We start from the raw sequence: 19,797 nt of genomic DNA, 5'->3' as shown, positions 1-19,797 counted from the left end.
TGGGGAGTAATCGCACGAGCGCAGTGCGGGAAGGGAAGTAGCGTTCATGCCGAGCGACGACATCTGGCCGGAGGAGTTGCAAGCGGAAGCGGAGGCAGCGGCAGAAACCGAGGTGCTCGCGCCCGAAGAATTCGCAGTCGTCCGTGGAAGCACCGACGATCTCGTGCGGCTGTACCTGCAGGAGATCGGTCGGGTACCGCTATTAAAGCCGGCGGAGGAAATCGAGCTGGCCCGCCGCATCGCCACGTGGCTGAGCTACGAGGACAGGCGGCGCAAGCAGGCTGCCCTGGGCACCGAGCAGTGGCTTGAGAGCGTCAACCTCACTCCCCAGCAGTGGGCGCTGATGATCCGCGAGGGCGAGCGGGCCAAGGCGCATCTGGTCAAGGCCAACCTCCGCCTCGTCGTCTCGGTGGCCAAAAAATATCAGGGCCGTGGCCTGCACCTGCTGGATCTGATTCAAGAAGGGACGCTGGGCCTCATCCGCGCCGCTGAAAAATTTGACTACACGCGCGGCTTTAAGTTCTCGACCTACGCCACCTGGTGGATACGCCAGGGAATCACCCGTGCCATCGCCATGCAGGCGCGCACGATTCGCCTGCCGGTGCATATCGTCGAGAAGGTCAACCGGATCAAAAAGGCTACCCGTCAGCTCTCGCAGCAGTTGGGCCGTTCGCCCTCCGAAGACGAAATCGCCCAGGCTGTCGAGATGGACGCCGATCAATTGCGCTTTGTGCGCAAGGCGATTCAATTGCCCGTCTCGCTTGAGACGCCGGTGGGCCGCGAGGAAGATACGGCCCTGGGGGATCTGATCCAGGCCAAGGGCAACGAGCCCGAGCAGGGCGTCGTACGCGACTTGATGAATCAAGATCTCGAATCGCTGCTGCAGACGCTCACCCCCCGCGAGCGCGACGTGCTCCGGCTGCGCTACGGCCTCATCGATGGCCGCTCGCGCACCCTCGACGAGGTGGGCCAGCAATTTAGCCTCACCCGCGAGCGCATCCGCCAGATCGAAGCGCGTGCCCTGCGCAAACTGCGCCATCCCCAGCGGCTGCAGCGGGTGCGCGAGTACCTTGAAGGCATCGAAAACTCATAAAAAACCGGCAGGAAACATCCCCTGCTGGCGTATACGTAACCTGGACAGCTCTAGCGCGGCCCTCTGATCTTCCAGTTGAGGTCGCTGACGGTGTTGAGAGAGACCGAGGACGCATAGCTGGTGCCGTTCATCTGCCAGATCTGGTCGAAGCCCTGCTTGGCACCACCGCCGTTGTAGCGCCAGAGAATGTCAGGCTTGCCGTCACCTGTGTAATCTCCTGTACCGCCAATCTGCCAGCTGAGGTCCGTTTCGGTCTTCAAGGAGATGGAGGTCACATAACTGGTGCCGTTCATCTGCCAGACCTGATTGAAGCCCTGCTTGGAACCAGTACCCTGATAGCGCCAGAGAATGTCGCTCTTGCCATCGCCGGTGAAGTCGCCGGTGCCGACGATTCTCCAGTTAAGGTCGGTGACGGAATTGAGACTGATAGAAGTAACATAGCTGGTGCCGTTCATCTGCCAGACCATGTTCTGGCCTGTGACGTAGTTGCGCCAGAGAATGTCGGGCTTGCCGTCGCCAGTGAAGTCACCAGTGCCGCCAATCTGCCAATTAAGATCGCTCAAGGTTGGGAGCGAAATCGCAGAAACGTAGCTGGTGTCGTTCATCTGCCAGACTTGATTAAGGCCCTGCTTGGAGCCAGTGCCCTGGTAGCGCCAGACAATATCCGTTTTGCCGTCGCCGGTGAAGTCTTCAGTGCCACCAATTTGCCAGTTGAGGTCGGAAACAGTATTGAGGGAGATGGAGGTCACATAACTGGTGCCGTTCATCTGCCAGACCTGGTTGTAGCCCTGCTTGGAACCGGTGCCCTGGTAGCGCCAGAGAATGTCGCTCTTGCCGTCGCCGGTGAAGTCACCTTTAGTAATTAATAATTGGAACACTGTACCGGCCTTTGTGCCTCCTTTGGAGGTCGTACCGTAGAGAATTCCGTCAGTAGCCTGCACCAATCCGGCATCAGGAGTAGCACCAAGGGCTCCATTGAAGTTAATGAGAGTGGCAAGGCTACCGGAAGAGGTTACGCGAAACACGGTACCAAGATCAGAACTGCCTGCTTCGGATGTCGTGCCATAGAAGTTGCCGTCTCTCGCTTGCACCAGTGCAGTACTCGGATTAGAGCCGTTGATGCCATCGAAGCTGATGAGAGTGGTAAGGGTGCCATCGGGCGTCATGCGAAACACGGTGCCACAACCGGTGAGACAATTTGGCGAACTACCGCCGCCGACGGTTGTGCCGTAAAAGTTACCGTCGCTGCCCTGCACCAATCCGGCATTGGAATTAGAGCCATTCTTAAGGTTAAAATTGACAAGAGTGGTAAAGGCAGTCCCCAAAGTCGATACTCGATACACGGTGCCATATCCATAACTGCCCCCCCTAGAGGTGGTGCCGTAAAAGTTGCCATCGTTACCTTGTACCAACCCAGCCACAGGCTGACCACCATCGCCGCCTTTGAAGCTGTAGAGGCTGGTAAAGGCACCATCGGGCGTCATGCGAAACACAGTGCCACAACCGGAGCTACAGTTGGTCGAACTGCCACCGGCCTGAGTGGTGCCATAGAAGTTGCCGTCGCTGCCCCTTACAAGTGGGGCTGCCGGATAGGAACCAAGCGGGTCACCACCAGCACCGGTAAAGCTGACGAGGGTAGTAAGGGTGCCGTCGGGCGTTACGCGAAACACAGTGCCCAGACCGTCATCACCTCCGTAGACGGTCGTGCCATAGAAGTTGCCGTCGCTGCCCTGTACCAATCCAGCCACAGGGCCATAGCCGTTGCTGCCAGTGAAATCTACGAGGGTAGTAAGGGTGCCGTCGGGCATTACGCGAAACACGGTGCCACAGCCGGAGTTACAGTTTGCCGAGGTGCCCCCTGCCTTTGTAGTGCCGTAGAAGCTGCCATCGCTGTCTTGCACCAGTGTGGCAGCGGGAGAAGCGCCGTTAGTACCAGTGAAGTTGACTACAGTATTGAGAGTCTGAGCAGAGACAGAAGGAGTAAGTACCAGACTGCAGGCATAGAGAGCCATCGGAACTGCTAAGGCCGTTAAAGACAGTACCGAGCCTGCTGGACTGGTAGAAGGAGTATCTGGCATGGGGAGCACCTGCGCGTGGGAATCCAACTTGTTGCAAGGGTGCAACAAGCTGCACATACAAACGAACGGTAGTATAACTCACACTGCAGATATGTTTTCCACTTTTATCTGTAGCAGAGTCGGTTCGTGAGAAGAATCACATTCACCAGAAGGCTACCGGCTGCCTCCGCGCTTTTATCAGGAGTGGTGGTTCCTTGCCTCACACAATTGCTGAGCAGGAGTACCTCGAAGGCATCGAAAACTCATAAAAAAACCGGCAGGGGATGCTTCCTGCCGGTGTATATGCAAACTGGACAGCTCTAGCGCGGCCCTCTGATTCTCCAGTTGAGGTCGCTCACCGTGTTGAGGACGACCGAGGACGCATAGCTGGTGCCGTTCATCCTCCAGATCTGGTTGTTACCCTGCTTGGCACCGCCTCCCTGGTAGCGCCAGAGGATATCTACTTTGCCATCGCCCGTATAATCCCCGGCACCGCCAATCTGCCAGCTGAGGTCCGTTTCGGTCTTCAAGGAGATGGAGGTCACATAACTGGTGCCGTTCATCTGCCAGACCTGATTGAAGCCCTGCTTGGAACCACCTCCCTGGTAGCGCCAGAGAATGTCGCTCTTGCCATCGCCGGTGAAGTCGCCGGTGCCGACGATTCTCCAGTTAAGGTCGGTGACGGAATTGAGGTTGATCGTCGAGACGTAGCTGGTGCCGTTCATCTTCCAGACCATGTTCTGGCCTGTGACGTAGTTGCGCCAGAGAATGTCGCTCTTGCCGTCGCCGGTGAAGTCGCCAGTACCAGCGACCTGCCAGTTGAGATCGCTGAGGTTTGGCAGGGAAACGGAAGCAACGTAGCTGGTGCCGTTCATCCTCCAGATCTGGTTGAGTCCTTGTTTGGAACCGGTGCCCTGGTAGCGCCAGACAATATCCGTTTTACCGTCTCCCGTAAAGTCCGCTGTTCCGCCAATTTGCCAGTTGAGGTCGGAAACAGGATTGAGGCTGATCGAAGTGACGTAGCTGGTGCCGTTCATCTGCCAGACTTGATTGATCCCTTGCTTGGAACCGGTGCCCTGGTAGCGCCAGAGAATGTCTACCTTACCGTCTCCCGTGAAATCCCCGCGAGTGCCCGAGGAAAGCCCGGCAACGGACTGCAGAGCTGGTAGAGCCATGACGATGCCATAGCCAGAGTCGCGATCGACCCCGGCTGCTTCGATATCCAGGGCAGTGGTGGTGAGGGCGGTACGGATCTGAGCGAGGGTGAGCGAGGGCTTGAAGGATTTGAGCAGAGCGGCGATTGCTCCAGCGTGGGGAGCCGCCGCCGAAGTGCCGAAGAAGGGATTGAGGCCGCTATTGGGGGGAAGGGTTGTGACTACGCCGTCGGCGGCGGCGATATCCGGTTTTTGACGCACCGTGCCGCCGGTTGCCAGAAAGTTGCCGGGCGTAATTGCGCTGCCGTCCGCGTTGTAGAAGATCCGGCGCAGGCCGTCGGAGCTAAAAGTTTCGACCGGGTTGGTAGCCCCCCCGACGAACACACCGCCCCCTGCAGTGGCCGCATCGACGGCAGCTACCGAAAAGGCGTTTACCGCCGAGCCGTGCCCCTTGGTGCGACCGGAGGTGCCTATTTCAAACAGGCCGCGCCCGCCCTCAAGGTGCAAAAAGCGCTGGGAGCCGCTGTAGAGCACGACGGCGATGAAGTCGCCCTCGTTGGCTGCGAAGATCTCGTAGGGATCCTGGGTGCCATCTTGCGTGTCGTTGCTGCCGGCAACGACATTTCCAGAGGAAGAATCTACCTCAAAAACGTCGTAGTCGTTGGCCGATTTGCCCAGGGCGTCGGACCAGAACAGGGTGATGTTCTGTTGTCCTGCGCCTGTGGGTTCGAGAGTGTTGTAGATGTCGCCCGCACCGCTGAAGTCGTGCAGGGTGCCGAGGTTGTTGCCGCTGCTGTCTTCGAGCACCTGCCCGGAGTTGAGGTAGTTGCCTTCCCAGGTGGCGGAGGTACCGTCGTTAAAGTTTCCGGAGTTACTCGCCGAGGAGAAGTAGCTCACGCCCTGGGAGGTGACGGTGTTGACCGCCTGGGCGATAATCGCATCTTGAAAGGGCGACTCGTTGAAGTACTCGACATCGTCGATAATCACCGTGCAACCGGCGTTGGCGAGGGCTTTGATCTGGTTGGCAAAATCCACATCACCGTCGAAGGCGGTGGCAAAGTACAACTGCGCTCCTGGAGCGAGGTCGTGGACGATCTGCAGCATCGCCCGGCCTTCGTCGGAACCACTGCTGCAACCGGGATCTTCTTTGAGAACAGTTACACCCGTCGAGGGCAGATCGTTGTTGGCAATATCGGCAGCCGCTCCGCCAAGGCAGTTGTAACTATCGGAGAGCACACCGACTTTGATCCCTGAACCATTGACGTTGTAAGTGCTGCGGGCCTGGTCGGCCTTGTGGGCTTTGTCGCCTTCGGAGGTAACCAGACCGACGTTGGTGACCGGGCCTCCGGCCACTTCGGGTTCGGCCTGGGCAATCTTTTGCAGGATGGTCGGCAACTGGGCCTTCACCCGCTCGCGGCGCGCTTCAAGCACAGCCGAACGGTTGGCCTGAGAGATGGTCCTGCCCGAAAGCTGCGCTCTGACAGCCCGGCGCACGAAGATGACATCCGGCTCGGCGGCAATCGCCTCGATCTGAGCGAGGGGCACCAGGGCGCGAATCGCGTCGTACTCGGCGTAATGGTTCTGGATCTTGCCCCCAAGGCTTTCGATCCTGGCAAGCAAGGCGGGCGTCACCTTCGCTTTGATATCGACCAGCGTCTGGCCCCGCTCGTCGAGTTTGACATCGGTGCGCAGAGTACGGATGCCATCGGCAACAGCCAGGTTCCGCTGCATTCTGGCGGTGTACAAAAGCTGAGAATCGATCTTGCGCTGCACCGGGGTGCGAGAGCGCTTTTCTTTGATAAGCGCTGCTATCTGCCTGAGAGTGTTCTCACTCAATTGCCGTGGTGCAGCAAAGACGGCTGGTACGGACAAACACATCTGCAGGCCGAGGGTTAAAGCCAGCGCAGATCGAAGAAACCGGTGGTTCATGTGCGGATTCCTTTTAGTATTGTGAGGATGGATTCCGGAAAATCACTACACACTTGCAAGGAGAGCTGTCACTGTCAAAAGCAGATGGATGAACTGCCTGACGGTTAGACAACGTCTGGACACTTTATGCAGCGAGGTGGAAGATTCATCTTGCCACCCCTAAAACTGATTCGGCATTGGCCCAAAAGAGTTAAGTGCGTAAAAAAATGTACGCACCTTAGCAAAGCAGAGCCAGACAATTCCCTCGATGCACTGCCGATGCAACCCCGCTCTTACCAGGGTCGGATCCGTTGGGGGATTGTGTCGGTTAACTGGATTACGTTCGCCCGGTTAGCTTTTTGCCATGCCCTGGGGCGGCAACGTCGAACGGACATTCAGTTCTTTAAGCTGCTTTTCGGACACCGCCGACGGCGCTGAGAGCATCAGATCCTGGGCGCGCTGGGTTTTTGGAAAAGCGATCACCTCGCGCAGCGAGTCCACCCCGGCAATCAGCATTACCAGCCGGTCGAGGCCGTAGGCGATGCCGCCGTGGGGAGGGGTGCCGTACTCGAAGGCATCGAGCAGGAAGCCGAATTGGGCGCGAGCTTCTTCTTCGCTCAGACCAATCGTCTCGAAGACCCGTTCCTGCAATTCGCGCCGGTAGATGCGCAGTGAGCCGCCGCCGATTTCGACGCCGTTCCAGACGATGTCGTAGGCGAGGGCGCGGGCGGTCTTGAGATCGTGCTCGTCCTCGGGCCGGGGGGCCGTAAAAGGATGGTGCAGCGCTTCGAGGCGCTTTTCAAGGGCGTTCCACTCGAACATCGGAAAGTCGGTGATCCAGAGCAGATCGTGCCGGTTGGGATCGATGAGGTCGAGTTCTTCGCCCAGCTTGAGGCGCAATCGCCCCAGATAATCGAGCACCGTCGCCCCGTCCGCCGCACCAAAAAGAAGCAGGTGGCCCGGTTTGGCGCTCGTGCGCTCGATGAGACCAGCGGCGATCTCGGGGGTGAGGCTCTTGCCAAAGGCTCCGATCGTATCGAGCTGGCCGCCCTCGCGCACGCGGGCAAACAACAGTCCTTTGGCCCCAAACTGGCGAACGAATTCAAACAGATCGCCTTCGGGCTTGACGCGGGTATTGGTGATCCCGTCCGCATCCGGCACCGGCAGACAGACGACGCGGCCACCGGCAGCTATCGCACTGGAGAGTACCTGAAAACTGGAGTTGATAAACAGATCCGAGACATCTACCAGTTCCAGTCCAAAGCGCGTATCGGGCTTGTCGGAGCCGTAGCGGCTCATCGCCTCCTGATAGCTCAGGCGCGGCAGAGGACTGGGCAATTTGAGCCCGAGCGTCTCGCCCAGAATCTTCTGGATGAGTCCCTCGTTGAGTTCGAGGATCTCTTCGAGCGACAGAAAGCTCATCTCCATGTCGAGCTGGGTAAATTCGGGCTGGCGATCGGCGCGCAGGTCCTCGTCGCGAAAACAGCGGGCAATCTGGTAGTAGCGGTCGAAGCCCGAGACCATGAGCAGCTGCTTGAAGAGCTGCGGCGACTGGGGCAGGGCGTACCAGTCGCCGGGGTTGACCCGCGAGGGCACCAGATAGTCCCGCGCCCCTTCCGGCGTCGATTTGGTGAGCATCGGCGTCTCGACCTCGACGAAGCCAAGGTTGTCAAGATAGCTGTGCATCAACTGCACGACGCGGGCCCGCAACCGCAGGTTCTTTTGCATCTGGGGGCGGCGCAGGTCGAGATAGCGAAAGCGCAGGCGCAATTTTTCGTCTACTTCGTCGTCCTCTGCGATCGAAAAAGGCGGCGTCTCGGCCCGGTTGAGCACGACGAGCCCATCGGCGTAGACTTCCAGGCCGCCCGTCTCCAATCGGGGGTTGACCTTGTCTTCGGGGCGGGCGCTCACCCGGCCCTCGACCTTGAGCACGAACTCGCTTCTGAGCGATTCAGCCAACTTGAAACTTTCAGGGGTGCGTACCGGATCGGCGACCACCTGGATGATGCCGGTGTGATCGCGCAGATCGAGGAAGATCACACCGCCGTGGTCGCGGCGGCGATCGACCCAGCCGTAGAGGGTGACGGTGCTGCCAGTGTGCTCGGCGGTGAGCTTGCCGCAATAGTCGGTACGCATAAAACAATTGAGCGCAGTTTCACCATCATAGACCGACCCACTGGGCGGATCTGGTGGGAGAGCGGGCGAGTATGGCACGATAAGCGGCATGATCAGACTTTGCCATCAAACTGTCGGCCTTGGCCTTGTGATCGCTTTGAGCGCCGCCGGTTGCGCTGCCCAGGAGATGGGCCGGCCCCAGTCGCTGCCGATCGAGGCGCAGGTCGCTTTTCGCACCCAGGCAATTAGGCTCGAAGTGGCCCGTTCACCCCAGCAGCAGGCGACGGGCCTGATGTTCCGCACCGAGTTACCCACCGATCAGGGGATGATCTTCTTGTTCAACCCGCCCCGACCGGTTGCCTTCTGGATGCGCAACACCCTCATCCCCCTCGATATGATCTTCGCTTTTAAGGGCAGGGTAATCGACGTTGCAAGGGACGTTCCTCCCTGCAAAAGCGAGACCTGCCCGACCTACGGCCCCAGCGATCCCTTCGCCCGCATCGATCAGGTGATCGAATTGAATGCCGGTACCGCGAGCAAACTGCAGATCAAGCCCGGCGACCAGTTGAAGGTCGAATTTATAGGCCGCAAATCGTCCTGAGATCGGTAATTTAGAGGTACACTCGACCGAAGGAGAACTCTTTTGGCACGACGGATTTTATGAAAGACGCCATCAGTGCAGTCATCGCCAAGTACGACGCCCAGGGCAAATATCTCGACACCGGCGCAATCGATCAACTCAAAGCCTACTTTGCCACCGGAGAACTGCGGGTGCGCTCCGCCGCCGCGATCAGCGCCAACGCCCAGTCGATCATCAAAGAAGCAGCGGCCAAAGCTTTGCTCTACAGCAGCCTCACCCGTACCGGCGGCAATATGTACTACGCCCGCCGCTTCGCCGCCTGCATCCGCGACATGGAATACTTCCTGCGCTACGCCACCTTTGCGATGGTCGCCGGTGACACCAGCCTGCTCGACGAGTACGTGCTGAGCGGCCTCAAGGAGACCTACACCTCCCTCGGCGTGCCGATCGACGCCACCGTCAAGGGCATCAACGCCCTGCGCGAGGTGGTCGCCGGTGTGGTCGGTCCCGAAGCCGCCGGTGAGGCGAGCAAGTACTTCGAGCACCTGGCAAGAGGACTGCAGTAATCGTCATTACGCCTGCTGAGCTTGCAGCAGTTGGATGCACCCCTCGATGTCGCGCCCGGCTAGAAGTTGCTGGGTGAGCTTTTTGTGCAGGTCTTTTTCAGCTACCAGCAGCGAACGGGCAAGCCGTTCGGCCCGATTGCGCAGGGTGCGGGCCGGGGCGATACCGCTGCGCTGGGCTGCCGCGAGCAATAGCTGAATTTTTTGGAGATCTTCTTCGGCCCCGATAGATTTGCCGTAGTCCATCTGCTCAGCCATCCCGCCTGCAAGCCAGGTAGCGCAGTAAGCTTCGATTCGATCGCTGTCAAGCCGGGCAGGTACAGCGAGTACCACTCCACCGCTGCCGGGATAGCCCCGCTGGAAAGTCTGCCAGGCTCCGAGCGTGTAGTCCTCGACGGCGATACCGAGCCGGTGGGCGACTAGCAGATGGCCCGCTTCGTGGCAGGCCACCCGTTCGCGCCACCCTTTCTGGCGTTCTTGAACCAATCCGGCAACCAGCGTCAGCAGCCGTCCCTGAAAAAAGATGCGATCGAAAAAGAAAAACCCGAGGCCCATCACGACGGCGAAAGCAGCGATGGCGGGAGAAAGCCCCAGGGCCGGGCCGACCCCCGCCAGCAGCGTGAGTAGCAAAGCGCCGATCGCAAATGTGCCGCTGCGATGAGCCATCTACGATTCGACCTTTGTGCCCTTCCAGAAGGCGACGTATCCAGTGATGTTCTTGGCGGCGTCCTTTGGAGCCGGGTAGTACCAGGCGGCGTCCTTGTTGACTTTGCCGTTGACGACGACATCGTAGTAGCTCGCCACGCCCTTCCAGGGACAGGTGGTGTGGGTGTTGCTCTGCTGAAAGTACTCCTTGTTGAGCGCTTCGGGCGGGAAGTAGATGTTTCCTTCGACCACTTCGTACTTGTCACCCTCGGCGAGGACAACTCCGTTCCAGGTTGCTTTCGGCATGGTGCCCCTTCTTGTAGAAAACCTCTCCAGATCCAGTCTAGAAAAGATCGAGCGATCAAGACTGCCGATTTTGGACGGCACGCAGCAGTACAATCGACCCGCAGGCCCATCAGGAGGAGCCTTTGAACTTTGACAAAATCGTGTTTGCTGCCATCGTCGGCGCGCTGTGGACGACGATGGCCTGGGCGGCTGAGGTGCCGATTACCGTCCTGCGCGCGCGCAGCGTGAGCACGACGAGTGCTTCCAGGCAACTGGTCTACGCCAGCGTTCCGGCGCGGGCGAGCGACGAGCAGATTGTCGCTGCGGTCAAAAAATACGCCCTCCAGGAGCGCAAGACCGGCGGCATCGACGAGGTGACGGTGCGGGTGGACCTCGATCTGGCAAAAAATTGCGAGAAGCTCACCACCCCCTACTTGATCATCGACGCCGCCGGTAAAGTCGAGCGGGGCTACCCGAGCCGCACCGACTACAGCAAGGCGATCGACAGACTGCGCGCCCAGGGAAGCTGCAAGGCGCTGTACTAGCTTGCGCGGTTGCGCAGGCAGATTGTCGCTTTCGCGCACTTGAGATCGAGCCGGACGATGCCTAAAGGACGTGCTCCATGCTGGGAGAACCGACAATGAAAACCCCGCCTGAAAACGACTTTCTGCTTGCAGCTCCAGGATCTGCCAACCTCCGCCTGCGCCGCTCGACCGTTTTGCGCGCCGGCCTTCTACTGGCCCTACTCGGACCCCACCGGCGCAGTCTTGCCCAGGAGACGACGATGAACACGACCCTCGCCCAGGCCCAAACTGAATTTGGATTCAACCTGTTTGCCCAGGCAATCAAGCAGGATGCCGGGCGCAACGTCTTCCTCTCGCCTTTGAGCATCGCCCTGGTGCTGACAATGGTCGAAAACGGAGCTGCCGGGGCGACCCGCACCGCCATCGCCCAGACTCTCGCCCTGGGTAAGCTCGATAGCCCAGCCCTCAACCAGCAAAGTGCCGCCCTGCTGAGCGCCCTCGAAAGCCACGAGGCCAAAGTGCAGTTGCAAATTGCCAACGCCCTCTGGTCGCAACAAGGAGTTGCCATCGAAGCAGAGTTTACGAACCTGGCGCGCCAGTACTACCGGGCACAGGCGGAGGAGTTGAACTTTGCCCAGCCGGAGGCGGCCCAGACCATTAACCGCTGGGTCGAGCAAAAGACCAACGGTAAGATCGCCAAAATCGTTGCCCCCGACGATCTCAGAAGCGCGCTGCTGGTCCTCGTCAACGCCGTCTACTTCAAAGCGGCCTGGCAGCGGACATTCGACTCGAAGGCAACGCGCAACCGTCCTTTTCATTTGGCAGCCGGACCACAAAAGGATCTGCCCTTCATGAACCAGACAGGCCGCTTCGAGTACCTGGAGAACGAGGCTTTTCAGGCGGTGCGCCTGCCCTACGCCAATCCCAATCTGGGCATGTACATCTTCTTGCCGAAGCCAGATCTGGCCACCTTTGAGCAACAACTGAATGGCCAGACTTTCCAAAAATGGCTGACGCAGTTTGCCAGCCGATCCGGCAGTCTGGCCCTGCCCCGCTTCAAGATTGAGTACGCCATCGCCCTCAAAAAGGCGCTGACAATCCTCGGTATGGGCATTGCCTTCAGTTCAAAGGCGGACTTTCGGGCGATGAGCCGTGAGCCGGCCTTTCTTTATGAGGTCATCCACAAGAGCTACATCGATGTCAATGAGGAGGGCACCGAGGCGGCGGCAGCCACGGGGGCGATTATGCGGGCAACAGCTGTGATGCAGCCAGTTCCGCCTTTCCAGATGATCGTCGATCGGCCCTTCTTCATCGCCATCCGCGACAACACTTCAGGAGCACTGTTGTTCATGGGCCGGATCGCCGATCCGACAGGCTGAGCGTGGTGCGCTTCTCGCTTGCGGATGGTTAACAAGCCGATTCACTAAAGGCGAGTGCAGCAGGAAAAAGTACTCATTTTCACTAGAACGTGGACCTGGTTACGCAAGTTGTCCAGCAACTTGCCAGATCATTTTGCCCGTGGCATATTGCTGCTGAGCGTGGAATTCCTTGCAAAAGGGGCTCTTCGCTCATATTTTTGTTCATTTGTCCCGCAGGTGTCTCCCCCAGCTATGAAATGCCCTGACATATACAGCTTCAAGCTTCTCTGCCGTACTGCCATTCGTCCCCTGGGCTTGAACATTGCAACGCTTCTCGTGACTGTCTGCCTTCTGTTTGCCTGTGGTTTTTCGGCTTCTGCCGAGGTGACGCTGCGCATCGGCTATCAAAAGTCCGGGTATCTGACGATTCTCAAGGAGCGGGGCAACCTCGAAAAGCGCCTCGCTCCCCAGGGCGTCACGGTCCGGTGGATCGAATTTACCTCCGGGCCGCCCCTGATGGAGGCACTGCGCGCTGGAAGCCTCGATCTGGGCCACGCGGGCGAGTCGCCGCCCATCTTCTCGCAGGCCGCTGGAGCGGATCTGGTGTATCTGGCGAGTACCAAACCCAGCCCCGAGAGTGTGGCGATTCTGGTACCCAAAGATTCGCCGGTGAAGCGCATTGCAGATCTCAAGGGCAAAAAAGTGGCGGTGGGCAAAGCGACGAGCGGCCACTATCTGCTGGTGCAGGCGCTCACCGCTGCCGGGCTCAAACCCGAGGATATCCAGTGGGCCTACCTCTCGCCCGCCGATGCCCGCGCCGCCTTTGCGCGGGGCAGCGTCGATGCCTGGTCGATCTGGGATCCGTTCTACGCAGCGGCCCAAAAAGATCTCGACGCCCGCGTACTCACCACCGGCAAGAACCTCTCGCCCTTCCGCGAGTTTTATCTGGCCAACCGCGCCTTCGTCCAGAGCCAGCCAGCCCTGATTAAACCAATTCTCGAAGAGATCCAGAAGACGGCGGACTGGGCCCAGACCAACCCCCAGGCCGTCGCAAAACTGCTCGCTCCCGAGTACGGCATCGACCTTGGCATCGTCGAGCTGGCCGAAAAGCGCAAGGAGCGCTACGGTGCCCTGCCCATCAAAGCGCCGGTGATCGCCGAGCAGCAGCAGGTGGCGGATACCTATTTTCGGCTCGGGCTGATTCCGAAGGCGATCGATATCAAGAGTGCAGTCTGGAGCGGCAAGTAAGCTCGATCGCAGTGGAGGGATGGCAATGAAAATAGCGAACGACTGGAAGCGCTGGCCCTGGGTGAACTGGCTGGTGCCAATATTTATTATTCTGCTATGGCAGTGGCTGTCCCAGGATGGGCTTATTGCGGCGCGCATTTTGCCCGCTCCCCTGGCGGTGATCGAAGCATCGCTGAAGCTCGCGCGCAAAGGTGAGCTGTTGCAGAATCTGGGAGTGAGTTCTGGTCGCGCCGCCCTCGGGTTTTTGATCGGCGGCAGCATCGGCTTTGCCCTGGGTTTGCTCAACGGCACCTCCCGACTGAGCGAAAAGTTGCTCGACACCTCGGTGCAGATGATCCGCAACATTCCGCATCTGGCCTTGATTCCGCTCGTCATCCTCTGGTTTGGCATCGGCGAGGAAGCGAAGATCTTTCTAGTCGCCCTGGGGGTTTTCTTTCCGATCTACATCAATACGTTTCACGGTTTTCGCACCGTCGATCCGGGGCTGGTGGAGATGGGCAGGATTTACGGGCTGACGCGGGGAGCACTTTTCTGGCAGATCCTGTTGCCGGGGGCGTTGCCTTCGATTCTGGTGGGGGTGCGCTTTGCCCTCGGGGTGATGTGGCTGACGCTGATCGTGGCTGAGACGATCGCCGCCGACGCCGGGATCGGCTACATGGCGATGAACGCCCGCGAATTTATGCAGACCGATGTCGTCGTCTTCAGCATTCTGCTCTACGCACTACTGGGCAAAGCCGCCGACACAGCGGCGCGGCTGGCGGAGCGGCGCTGGCTCCAGTGGCATCCCAACTACCAGAACTGAGGAGCAGGCCCGATGCGCGTGCAAATCGACAACCTCTCCAAAAACTTCGGCAGCCGCCGAGTGCTCGAAGCTATCGACCTGGAGGTGGAGCCGGGCGAATTTGTGGCGGTGATTGGCCGCAGCGGCTGCGGCAAGAGCACGCTGCTCAAGCTGGTGGCGGGCCTCGATCTGCCGACCACAGGCAGCATCCACCTGGACGGTCGCCTCCTCAAAGCCCCAGATCCGAATGTCAGAGTGATGTTTCAAGACGAGCGGCTGTTGCTCTGGAAGCGGGTGATCGACAACGTTGCCCTGGGCCTCAAAGGCGAGGCGAGCGAGCGGGCGCGGTGGGCGCTCGAACAGGTTGGCCTGGCCGAGCGCGCCGGTGACTGGCCCCGGATGCTCTCGGGCGGCCAGCGTCAGCGGGTGGCTCTCGCCCGTGCCCTGGCGAGCGAACCCCAGTTGCTGTTGTTGGACGAACCGCTCGGTGCCCTCGACGCCCTCACCCGCCTGGAGATGCAAAAGCTGATCGAAGATCTGTGGCTGGAGCGCCGCTTTACGGCTTTGCTCGTCACCCACGATGTCCAGGAGGCAGTTGCCCTGTGCGATCGGATCGTGCTCATCGAGCAGGGCCGGCTCGCCCTCGATCAAAGCGTCGATCTGCCCCGTCCCCGGTTGCGCAGCAGCGCCGCCTTTGCCGAACTGGTAGGCGACATTCTCGATCGGGTACTGGGCGGCAACGGTCCGCTACCAGCCAGAACCGATAGACCTGTACCCCAGGGGAGTGAGATACCGTGAGTCACAGTCCTGCGATTTTGACCCGCCCGTTCGAGGGCCGCAAAGCCTGGACGGCTGCCACGATCGACGAGCGCGACTGGCGGGTGCCGGTGAGCACCGCCTGCCGGGAGGAGATGCTGAATTTCGTCGCTTTTATGCGCAGGCACCCACTGCCGCTGCTCTTGCGCCGCCCCGAGCACTTCGAGATGCCCCACACCCGCGAGTTGATGGAGCGGGTGCGCTGGATTCTCGAACACGGCGCGTTGCACGCGGTCATCGACCGGCTGCCTGTCGAGCAGATGAGCGACCCGGAGGCGACGGTCCTCTACTGGATCCTCGCTTCGCTGTTGGGCCGCCCGGTGCCCCAGAAGTGGGACGGCACGATGATCTACGAGGTGACCGACACGGGGGCAGCTTACGAGTACGGCGTGCGCGCCTCGGTGACGAGCGTCGATATCACCTTCCACAGCGACAACATCTTCTCTGACTGGCCGCCGCGCTATGTTGGGCTATTGTGCCTGAGACCGGCTCTAAGCGGTGGTCTGAGCCGCCTTTTAAGTTATCCGTCTCTTTATAATCTGCTGCTGGCCGAGTATCCCCAGCACCTGCCCCGGCTGTACCGGCCCTTTCCGTTTAACCGGCAGATGGAGCACGCCCCGGACGCCCCGCGAGTGAGCTACTATCCGGTCTTTGCCTACGAGGGCCGCCTGCAGGTGCGCTGCTACGTCACCCTCATCCGCCGGGGCTACGCGATAACCGGCGAACCCATCGACCCTGAGACCGAAGCAGCCCTCGTTGCCCTCAAAGAAGCAACTTCTCGGCCCCAACTGTGGTGCGAGTATCGCCTCGAACGCGGTCAGGTCCAGTTCGTCAACAACTTTGAGACCGGCCACGCCCGCACAGATTTTGTCGATGCCCCCGAACCGGAGCGCAAGCGCCTGCTCATCCGCCTCTGGGTCCGCGACGAGGGCCCGGTCTTCTTCGAGGAACCGATCATCGACGAGCAGCGGCAACCATTAACTGTCAACTGACGGGTGGTCTGCGGCAGACAACGTAGTAGGTGACGTTCTCGTTCCAGACGCCCCGATCGCCTGCCAGGGCCGTCAGTTCTGCCTCGTAATCTGCCTGCAGAGCGGCGCGCTCCGCTGGATTCAAACTGTCGAAGGGCGAACCGGCGACGGGAGCCTGGGGAAACGGACCAGTGAGAATGCGGCCGTACTGATTTTGAGCCTCGGCGAGGCTGAGATAGCTGCTGCGGTCCTCGATTGTGACGACAGCATCCTCAAATCCTGCCGCTTCGACGAGGGCGATGCAGCGCTCCGGACTGCCGGTGAGGGCGTGAAAGCCCTTTAACGGGACACCGTGGCGGACCGCCAGTTGCTGAAGCACCCAACCGGTGACGAAAGATCGTTCCGAAAAGGCGTGAAAAGCGAGCACACCGCCGGGGGCAAGCCAGCGGTGCCAGCGGCGCAAAGCAGCGGGAATATCGGCGAGCCAGACGATTGCCGATGAGCAGAGGACAGCATCGAAGGCAGCGTCTGCAAATACCGCTATTTCGATGTCCATCAACTCAAACTGGCAGGGCGCACTGCCCGGTTGAGGAATCTGCCTGCGGGCGACAGCGAGCATTCCCTCCGAAATATCGACACCCAGCACCGAACCACCGGCTCCAACGCGCTCCGCTGCGGCAAAGGCCGCAAGTCCCGTGCCGGTGGCCACATCGAGCACGCGCCAGCCCGGCTGCAAACCGGCACAATCGACCAGTTTGCGGGCCATAGGCCGATGCCAGTCGTCTATGCCGTAGCTCTCGCTGCGGCGACTGTACAGCTGGGCTACCTGCTGCTTGTAGGATTCGGCCATGCTTGCTCCTCAACTGTTCAGCTTAAGCCAACCGAACACCTGGCTAGCGGTGAGAGCAAGTCCGATTTCCGGCAGGACCGGCAGAACCTCCTTGCCCCAATACCGAAATATCAGGGACAATCGAGCGTCCCCCGAAGCTGCAGCGCCGTTCAGGAAAAGCGTAAGCAATCTTCTGTCCTTCTGCCCCTGCGTTGACGACGGTACAGAGCCTGGCCTGCAAACGACTGTGTCTGCCTTTGGGCATCGGTTTCTGGATGATCTCGCCGTCTATGTATTCGCTGGCAGGTTTTGTTTCTGGAAGCTTCAAAAATGCCTCCAGAGCAATCAATCCAGTCGTCGCGGCATTCATCGCTCCAGTATTTCACCTGGACGAACATTTTACCGAGTATAGACCAAGGGAAGGCAGCGATGATCGGCTTTGTTCCTGGTGCCAACCGTAGAGTTTTGTGCGGCAACTCAGGGCTTGTCGGTCTCGGCAGCAGGCAGCGACTTTTGGGTGCCAAGTTGGGATTTGAGGGCGAGCAGTTCGTCTTCGACTCCACCGCCGGATTCGAGAGCCTTGAACTGGTCTTCGAGGGAGTCGGTGCTCAACTCGGCCACTGCCTGGGAGCGGGCCTCCAGCTCGTTGACCTTTTCTTCCATCCGCTCAAACGTGGCGAAGGAGCCACTGGTATTGACCTTGCCGAGGGTCTGGTTGATCTGCTCGGTTGCCTTGGCGGAGCGGGCGCGGGCCACGAGCAGATCTTTTTTGGCCTTGGCTTCGGAAATTTTGCCTTCGAGGGCGGTCAGGTTGGTCTTGAGCTTGGCGACGGTCTGGCGCTGCTGGTCGAGCTGGTTTTTGAGACCGACGGCGCTCTCGGCAAAGGATTTGCGCCGCTGCAGCGCCTCGCGGGCCAGATCGTCGTTGTCTTTGGAGACGGCCAGGGCGGCGCGGCGCTGCCACTCGTCGGCCTGGGCCTGGGCCTGGAGGTATTGCTGCTCTATACGTTTTTCACTGGCGATCGCCTGGGCAACGGCCTGCCGCAGCTGAACGAGGTCTTCTTGCATGTCGTTGACCGTCTGATTCAGCATTTTCTCAGGGTCTTCGGCCTTGGTGACCACGCTGTTCAGATTCGACTTGAGAACTGCCGTGATCCGATCGAATAGTCCCATAGCGCTCTCCAGTGGATGTCCGTCAATGTGTCGTATTGTAGCGATTGGCGAGTACCGTTCGCCAGCCTGACTTAACTATTTTATTAGACACTCCCAGGCTCAAACCGACTTCTATGCCAAAACTTCAAGCGAGCGCTCCCTGGAGCGAGGCGGCACGACAGGTTCTCAGCGAAGAGGTGCGGCGCATCCTCAAGCACGAGGCCGGTACCCGCGAGGGCAGCGACCTCGAACAGCTCCACCAGATGCGCGTTGGCCTCAGACGCCTGCGATCTGCACTGCGTATTTTCGAGCCTGCCCTCAAGCTGCCAAAGTCGGCCCGCCGCCGGGCCCTGGCACCTTTGGCGGCGGTGCTGGGAGTCGTGCGCGACCTCGACGTGCAGATCGAATGGCTGCGCGAGCGCTGCTATCGCAACCTGCCTGAAAACGAGCAGGCCGCCCTCGACCGCCTGCTCGCTTACCTCGAAAACCAGCGCAAATCGGCGCGCACGGCGATGCTGCGCTACCTCGATGGACCGGACTACGAGCGCTTCAAGGCGGGGTACGCCGAATTTTTGGCGCAGCCAAAGTACCGGCGGGGGACGGAGGAGAGCCTCTATCACCTGCTGCCGGCCTTTTTGAAGAGCGCCCTCGCCGGGTTGTGGCTCCATCCTGGCTGGTCGGAACCCGACAGCGAAACCCTGCACGACCTGCGCATCGCCGTCAAACGGGTGCGCTACAGCTTCGAGTTTTTCTTGAGTTGCTACGGTCGGGCGGTGCGCTCGATCCACTCTGAATTGAAGCGCGTGCAGGAAGAACTGGGGATCATCCACGACTGCGACGTGCTGCTGGCGCAACTGCACAGTGAACCCCTGGGGGAACCTACCCCCTGGCAGCAGCCCTTTCCCCGGCTCGCTGCCCTCGTGCGCGCCGATCGGCGCAACGCCCTGCGCCGCTTCCGGCGGCTCAAAGCCCGACTGCTGGCTGAATCTACCCAGAGCGCCCTCGCTGCCTGGGTAAGTTGGCCGGGGAGCATAGACGACCGGGAGCTATTTGAGGCCAACAAGCGGCCCACCGGAGCGCTGGAGTTGGAGCGGCGCTATCGTCTGCAGCCGGGGCAGCGCGCTGAACTGGAGGCACAGATTGTGGCGCAGGGCTTTCGCAGCGAAGCGGTAGCCCAACTGAGCGATCACTACCTCGAAGTCCTCGGTCCCCACCAGTACCTGCGCCTGCGCCGCCGGGAGGCAGCGGGCCAGGTCAGCTACGAACTGGCCCGCCGCGATTATGGCCCCGGCATCAGCCACCGCCTCGTCGAGGAGGCCGTAAGCCCCCTCGTACACGGTGCGTTTCTGGCCCGCTTTCACCAGCTGGCGGTGCCGGTGGTCGCCACCGTTCAGACCCGCTGGCACGGTTTTGGACAGCAGGTGCCGTTGAACTTCGTCTATGAGCACATCGAAGGGATCGGCCCCGCTTCCGGCGATTACGCGGCAATCACGGCCCTGGTGCCCGACGAGGCGCTGCTTGCCGTCGCCGACGAGCAGATCGAGCAATTCTGCCGGGATCTGGGCCTGGAGGAATCTGCCCGCCAGCACCAGAGCGCCGTCGGCCTGCTCCTGGAGTGGGTCGCCAACCAGCAACTTGCCAGCTTTGCCGGCAGCTACTAAAAGCCTGCATAGCCCTGGACGCTTCCGGCTAATAGCGATTGCTGAGCAATGCTGCCC

General features: G+C 60.2%; 17 protein-coding genes and 1 pseudogene. 10 read left to right on the top strand and 8 right to left on the bottom strand.

What is annotated here, in order from left to right; genetic code table 11:
• The first annotated feature begins 46 nt into the window (after nucleotides 1-46).
• Entirely contained in the window at nucleotides 47-1,093 is a 1,047-nt protein-coding gene (rpoD, locus tag GKIL_RS21400; RefSeq protein WP_023176007.1) for an RNA polymerase sigma factor RpoD, read from the top strand.
• Between the two features lie 50 nt (nucleotides 1,094-1,143).
• Here rpoD and GKIL_RS23115 read toward each other — a convergent pair whose 3' ends face one another.
• The 3 genes from GKIL_RS23115 to aspS all read right to left on the bottom strand — a co-directional run bounded on the left by GKIL_RS23115 (nucleotide 1,144) and on the right by aspS (nucleotide 8,348).
• On the bottom strand, nucleotides 1,144-3,105 hold the full coding sequence (locus GKIL_RS23115; protein WP_023176005.1) for a choice-of-anchor tandem repeat GloVer-containing protein: 1,962 nt from the start codon (nucleotides 3,103-3,105) through the stop codon (nucleotides 1,144-1,146).
• Between the two features lie 365 nt (nucleotides 3,106-3,470).
• Nucleotides 3,471-6,176: an FG-GAP-like repeat-containing protein gene (locus GKIL_RS21385; protein ID WP_187293855.1), complete on the bottom strand. Its 2,706-nt coding sequence runs from the start codon at nucleotides 6,174-6,176 to the stop codon at nucleotides 3,471-3,473.
• Nucleotides 6,177-6,563: 387 nt separating this feature from the next.
• Entirely contained in the window at nucleotides 6,564-8,348 is a 1,785-nt protein-coding gene (aspS, locus tag GKIL_RS21380) for an aspartate--tRNA ligase (protein ID WP_023176002.1), read from the bottom strand.
• An 88-nt stretch (nucleotides 8,349-8,436) separates the two neighbouring features.
• Between aspS and GKIL_RS21375 the strand changes: the two genes are divergently transcribed.
• Together GKIL_RS21375 and GKIL_RS21370 are read left to right on the top strand one after the other, a co-directional pair.
• Nucleotides 8,437-8,928, top strand: a complete 492-nt coding sequence (locus tag GKIL_RS21375; protein ID WP_023176001.1) for a DUF192 domain-containing protein — start codon at nucleotides 8,437-8,439, stop codon at nucleotides 8,926-8,928.
• 59 nt (nucleotides 8,929-8,987) lie between these two features.
• A complete protein-coding gene (locus GKIL_RS21370; RefSeq protein WP_023176000.1) occupies nucleotides 8,988-9,473 on the top strand; it encodes an allophycocyanin subunit beta in 486 nt (161 codons plus the stop codon).
• Nucleotides 9,474-9,479: 6 nt separating this feature from the next.
• On the opposite strand, the gene GKIL_RS21365 is transcribed toward GKIL_RS21370, so the two are convergent.
• Nucleotides 9,480-10,136, bottom strand: a complete 657-nt coding sequence (locus GKIL_RS21365; protein WP_023175999.1) for a hypothetical protein — start codon at nucleotides 10,134-10,136, stop codon at nucleotides 9,480-9,482.
• Nucleotides 10,137-10,421, bottom strand: a complete 285-nt coding sequence (locus tag GKIL_RS21360) for a DUF427 domain-containing protein (protein ID WP_023175997.1) — start codon at nucleotides 10,419-10,421, stop codon at nucleotides 10,137-10,139.
• 122 nt (nucleotides 10,422-10,543) lie between these two features.
• Between GKIL_RS21360 and GKIL_RS21355 the strand changes: the two genes are divergently transcribed.
• The 6 genes from GKIL_RS21355 (at nucleotide 10,544) to GKIL_RS21330 (ending at nucleotide 16,119) form a co-directional block, all read left to right on the top strand.
• Complete coding sequence (locus tag GKIL_RS21355) at nucleotides 10,544-10,945, top strand: hypothetical protein (protein WP_023175996.1); 402 nt, start codon at nucleotides 10,544-10,546, stop codon at nucleotides 10,943-10,945.
• A 95-nt stretch (nucleotides 10,946-11,040) separates the two neighbouring features.
• Nucleotides 11,041-12,303 carry a serpin family protein gene (locus GKIL_RS21350; protein WP_051382898.1) on the top strand — a complete coding sequence of 421 codons (1,263 nt, stop codon included), beginning with the start codon at nucleotides 11,041-11,043 and terminating at the stop codon, nucleotides 12,301-12,303.
• Between the two features lie 231 nt (nucleotides 12,304-12,534).
• Complete coding sequence (locus tag GKIL_RS21345) at nucleotides 12,535-13,530, top strand: sulfonate ABC transporter substrate-binding protein (protein ID WP_023175993.1); 996 nt, start codon at nucleotides 12,535-12,537, stop codon at nucleotides 13,528-13,530.
• A 25-nt stretch (nucleotides 13,531-13,555) separates the two neighbouring features.
• The gene (ssuC, locus tag GKIL_RS21340; RefSeq protein ID WP_023175991.1) at nucleotides 13,556-14,332 is read left to right on the top strand and encodes an aliphatic sulfonate ABC transporter permease SsuC; all 777 of its coding nucleotides are present in this window, start codon (nucleotides 13,556-13,558) and stop codon (nucleotides 14,330-14,332) included.
• Nucleotides 14,333-14,344: 12 nt separating this feature from the next.
• Complete coding sequence (locus GKIL_RS21335) at nucleotides 14,345-15,109, top strand: ABC transporter ATP-binding protein (protein WP_023175990.1); 765 nt, start codon at nucleotides 14,345-14,347, stop codon at nucleotides 15,107-15,109.
• Complete coding sequence (locus GKIL_RS21330) at nucleotides 15,106-16,119, top strand: TauD/TfdA family dioxygenase (RefSeq protein ID WP_023175989.1); 1,014 nt, start codon at nucleotides 15,106-15,108, stop codon at nucleotides 16,117-16,119. The genes GKIL_RS21335 and GKIL_RS21330 overlap by 4 nt, the downstream gene beginning before the upstream one ends.
• On the opposite strand, the gene GKIL_RS21325 is transcribed toward GKIL_RS21330, so the two are convergent.
• From GKIL_RS21325 to GKIL_RS21320, 3 genes and pseudogenes are all read right to left on the bottom strand, one after another.
• Complete coding sequence (locus GKIL_RS21325) at nucleotides 16,112-16,948, bottom strand: class I SAM-dependent methyltransferase (protein WP_023175987.1); 837 nt, start codon at nucleotides 16,946-16,948, stop codon at nucleotides 16,112-16,114. The two genes, GKIL_RS21330 and GKIL_RS21325, sit on opposite strands and share 8 nt — an antisense overlap.
• 100 nt (nucleotides 16,949-17,048) lie before the next feature.
• A pseudogene (locus GKIL_RS24000) lies at nucleotides 17,049-17,297 on the bottom strand (Uma2 family endonuclease); the annotation flags it as partial.
• 107 nt (nucleotides 17,298-17,404) lie between these two features.
• Nucleotides 17,405-18,100, bottom strand: coding sequence for a PspA/IM30 family protein (locus GKIL_RS21320; protein WP_023175985.1), 696 nt, complete (start codon nucleotides 18,098-18,100; stop codon nucleotides 17,405-17,407).
• Nucleotides 18,101-18,213: 113 nt separating this feature from the next.
• Between GKIL_RS21320 and GKIL_RS21315 the strand changes: the two genes are divergently transcribed.
• A complete protein-coding gene (locus tag GKIL_RS21315; protein ID WP_023175984.1) occupies nucleotides 18,214-19,740 on the top strand; it encodes a CHAD domain-containing protein in 1,527 nt (508 codons plus the stop codon).
• Nucleotides 19,741-19,797 lie beyond the last annotated feature (57 nt).

It is taken from the genome of Gloeobacter kilaueensis JS1, assembly GCF_000484535.1.
Classification (GTDB): Bacteria; Cyanobacteriota; Cyanobacteriia; order Gloeobacterales; family Gloeobacteraceae; genus Gloeobacter; species Gloeobacter kilaueensis.
This window is presented reverse-complemented; position numbering and strand designations above follow the sequence as displayed.

Coding starts and splice junctions, on each gene's coding strand:
- aspS (WP_023176002.1), bottom strand. CDS start 8,348: ATGCGTACCGACTATTGCGGCAAGCTCACCGCCGAGCACACTGGCAGC.
- GKIL_RS21370 (WP_023176000.1), top strand. CDS start 8,988: ATGAAAGACGCCATCAGTGCAGTCATCGCCAAGTACGACGCCCAGGGC.
- rpoD (WP_023176007.1), top strand. CDS start 47: ATGCCGAGCGACGACATCTGGCCGGAGGAGTTGCAAGCGGAAGCGGAG.
- ssuC (WP_023175991.1), top strand. CDS start 13,556: ATGAAAATAGCGAACGACTGGAAGCGCTGGCCCTGGGTGAACTGGCTG.
- GKIL_RS23115 (WP_023176005.1), bottom strand. CDS start 3,105: ATGGCTCTCTATGCCTGCAGTCTGGTACTTACTCCTTCTGTCTCTGCT.
- GKIL_RS21325 (WP_023175987.1), bottom strand. CDS start 16,948: ATGGCCGAATCCTACAAGCAGCAGGTAGCCCAGCTGTACAGTCGCCGC.
- GKIL_RS21365 (WP_023175999.1), bottom strand. CDS start 10,136: ATGGCTCATCGCAGCGGCACATTTGCGATCGGCGCTTTGCTACTCACG.
- GKIL_RS21315 (WP_023175984.1), top strand. CDS start 18,214: ATGCCAAAACTTCAAGCGAGCGCTCCCTGGAGCGAGGCGGCACGACAG.
- GKIL_RS21320 (WP_023175985.1), bottom strand. CDS start 18,100: ATGGGACTATTCGATCGGATCACGGCAGTTCTCAAGTCGAATCTGAAC.
- GKIL_RS21345 (WP_023175993.1), top strand. CDS start 12,535: ATGAAATGCCCTGACATATACAGCTTCAAGCTTCTCTGCCGTACTGCC.
- GKIL_RS21360 (WP_023175997.1), bottom strand. CDS start 10,421: ATGCCGAAAGCAACCTGGAACGGAGTTGTCCTCGCCGAGGGTGACAAG.
- GKIL_RS21335 (WP_023175990.1), top strand. CDS start 14,345: ATGCGCGTGCAAATCGACAACCTCTCCAAAAACTTCGGCAGCCGCCGA.
- GKIL_RS21350 (WP_051382898.1), top strand. CDS start 11,041: ATGAAAACCCCGCCTGAAAACGACTTTCTGCTTGCAGCTCCAGGATCT.
- GKIL_RS21375 (WP_023176001.1), top strand. CDS start 8,437: ATGATCAGACTTTGCCATCAAACTGTCGGCCTTGGCCTTGTGATCGCT.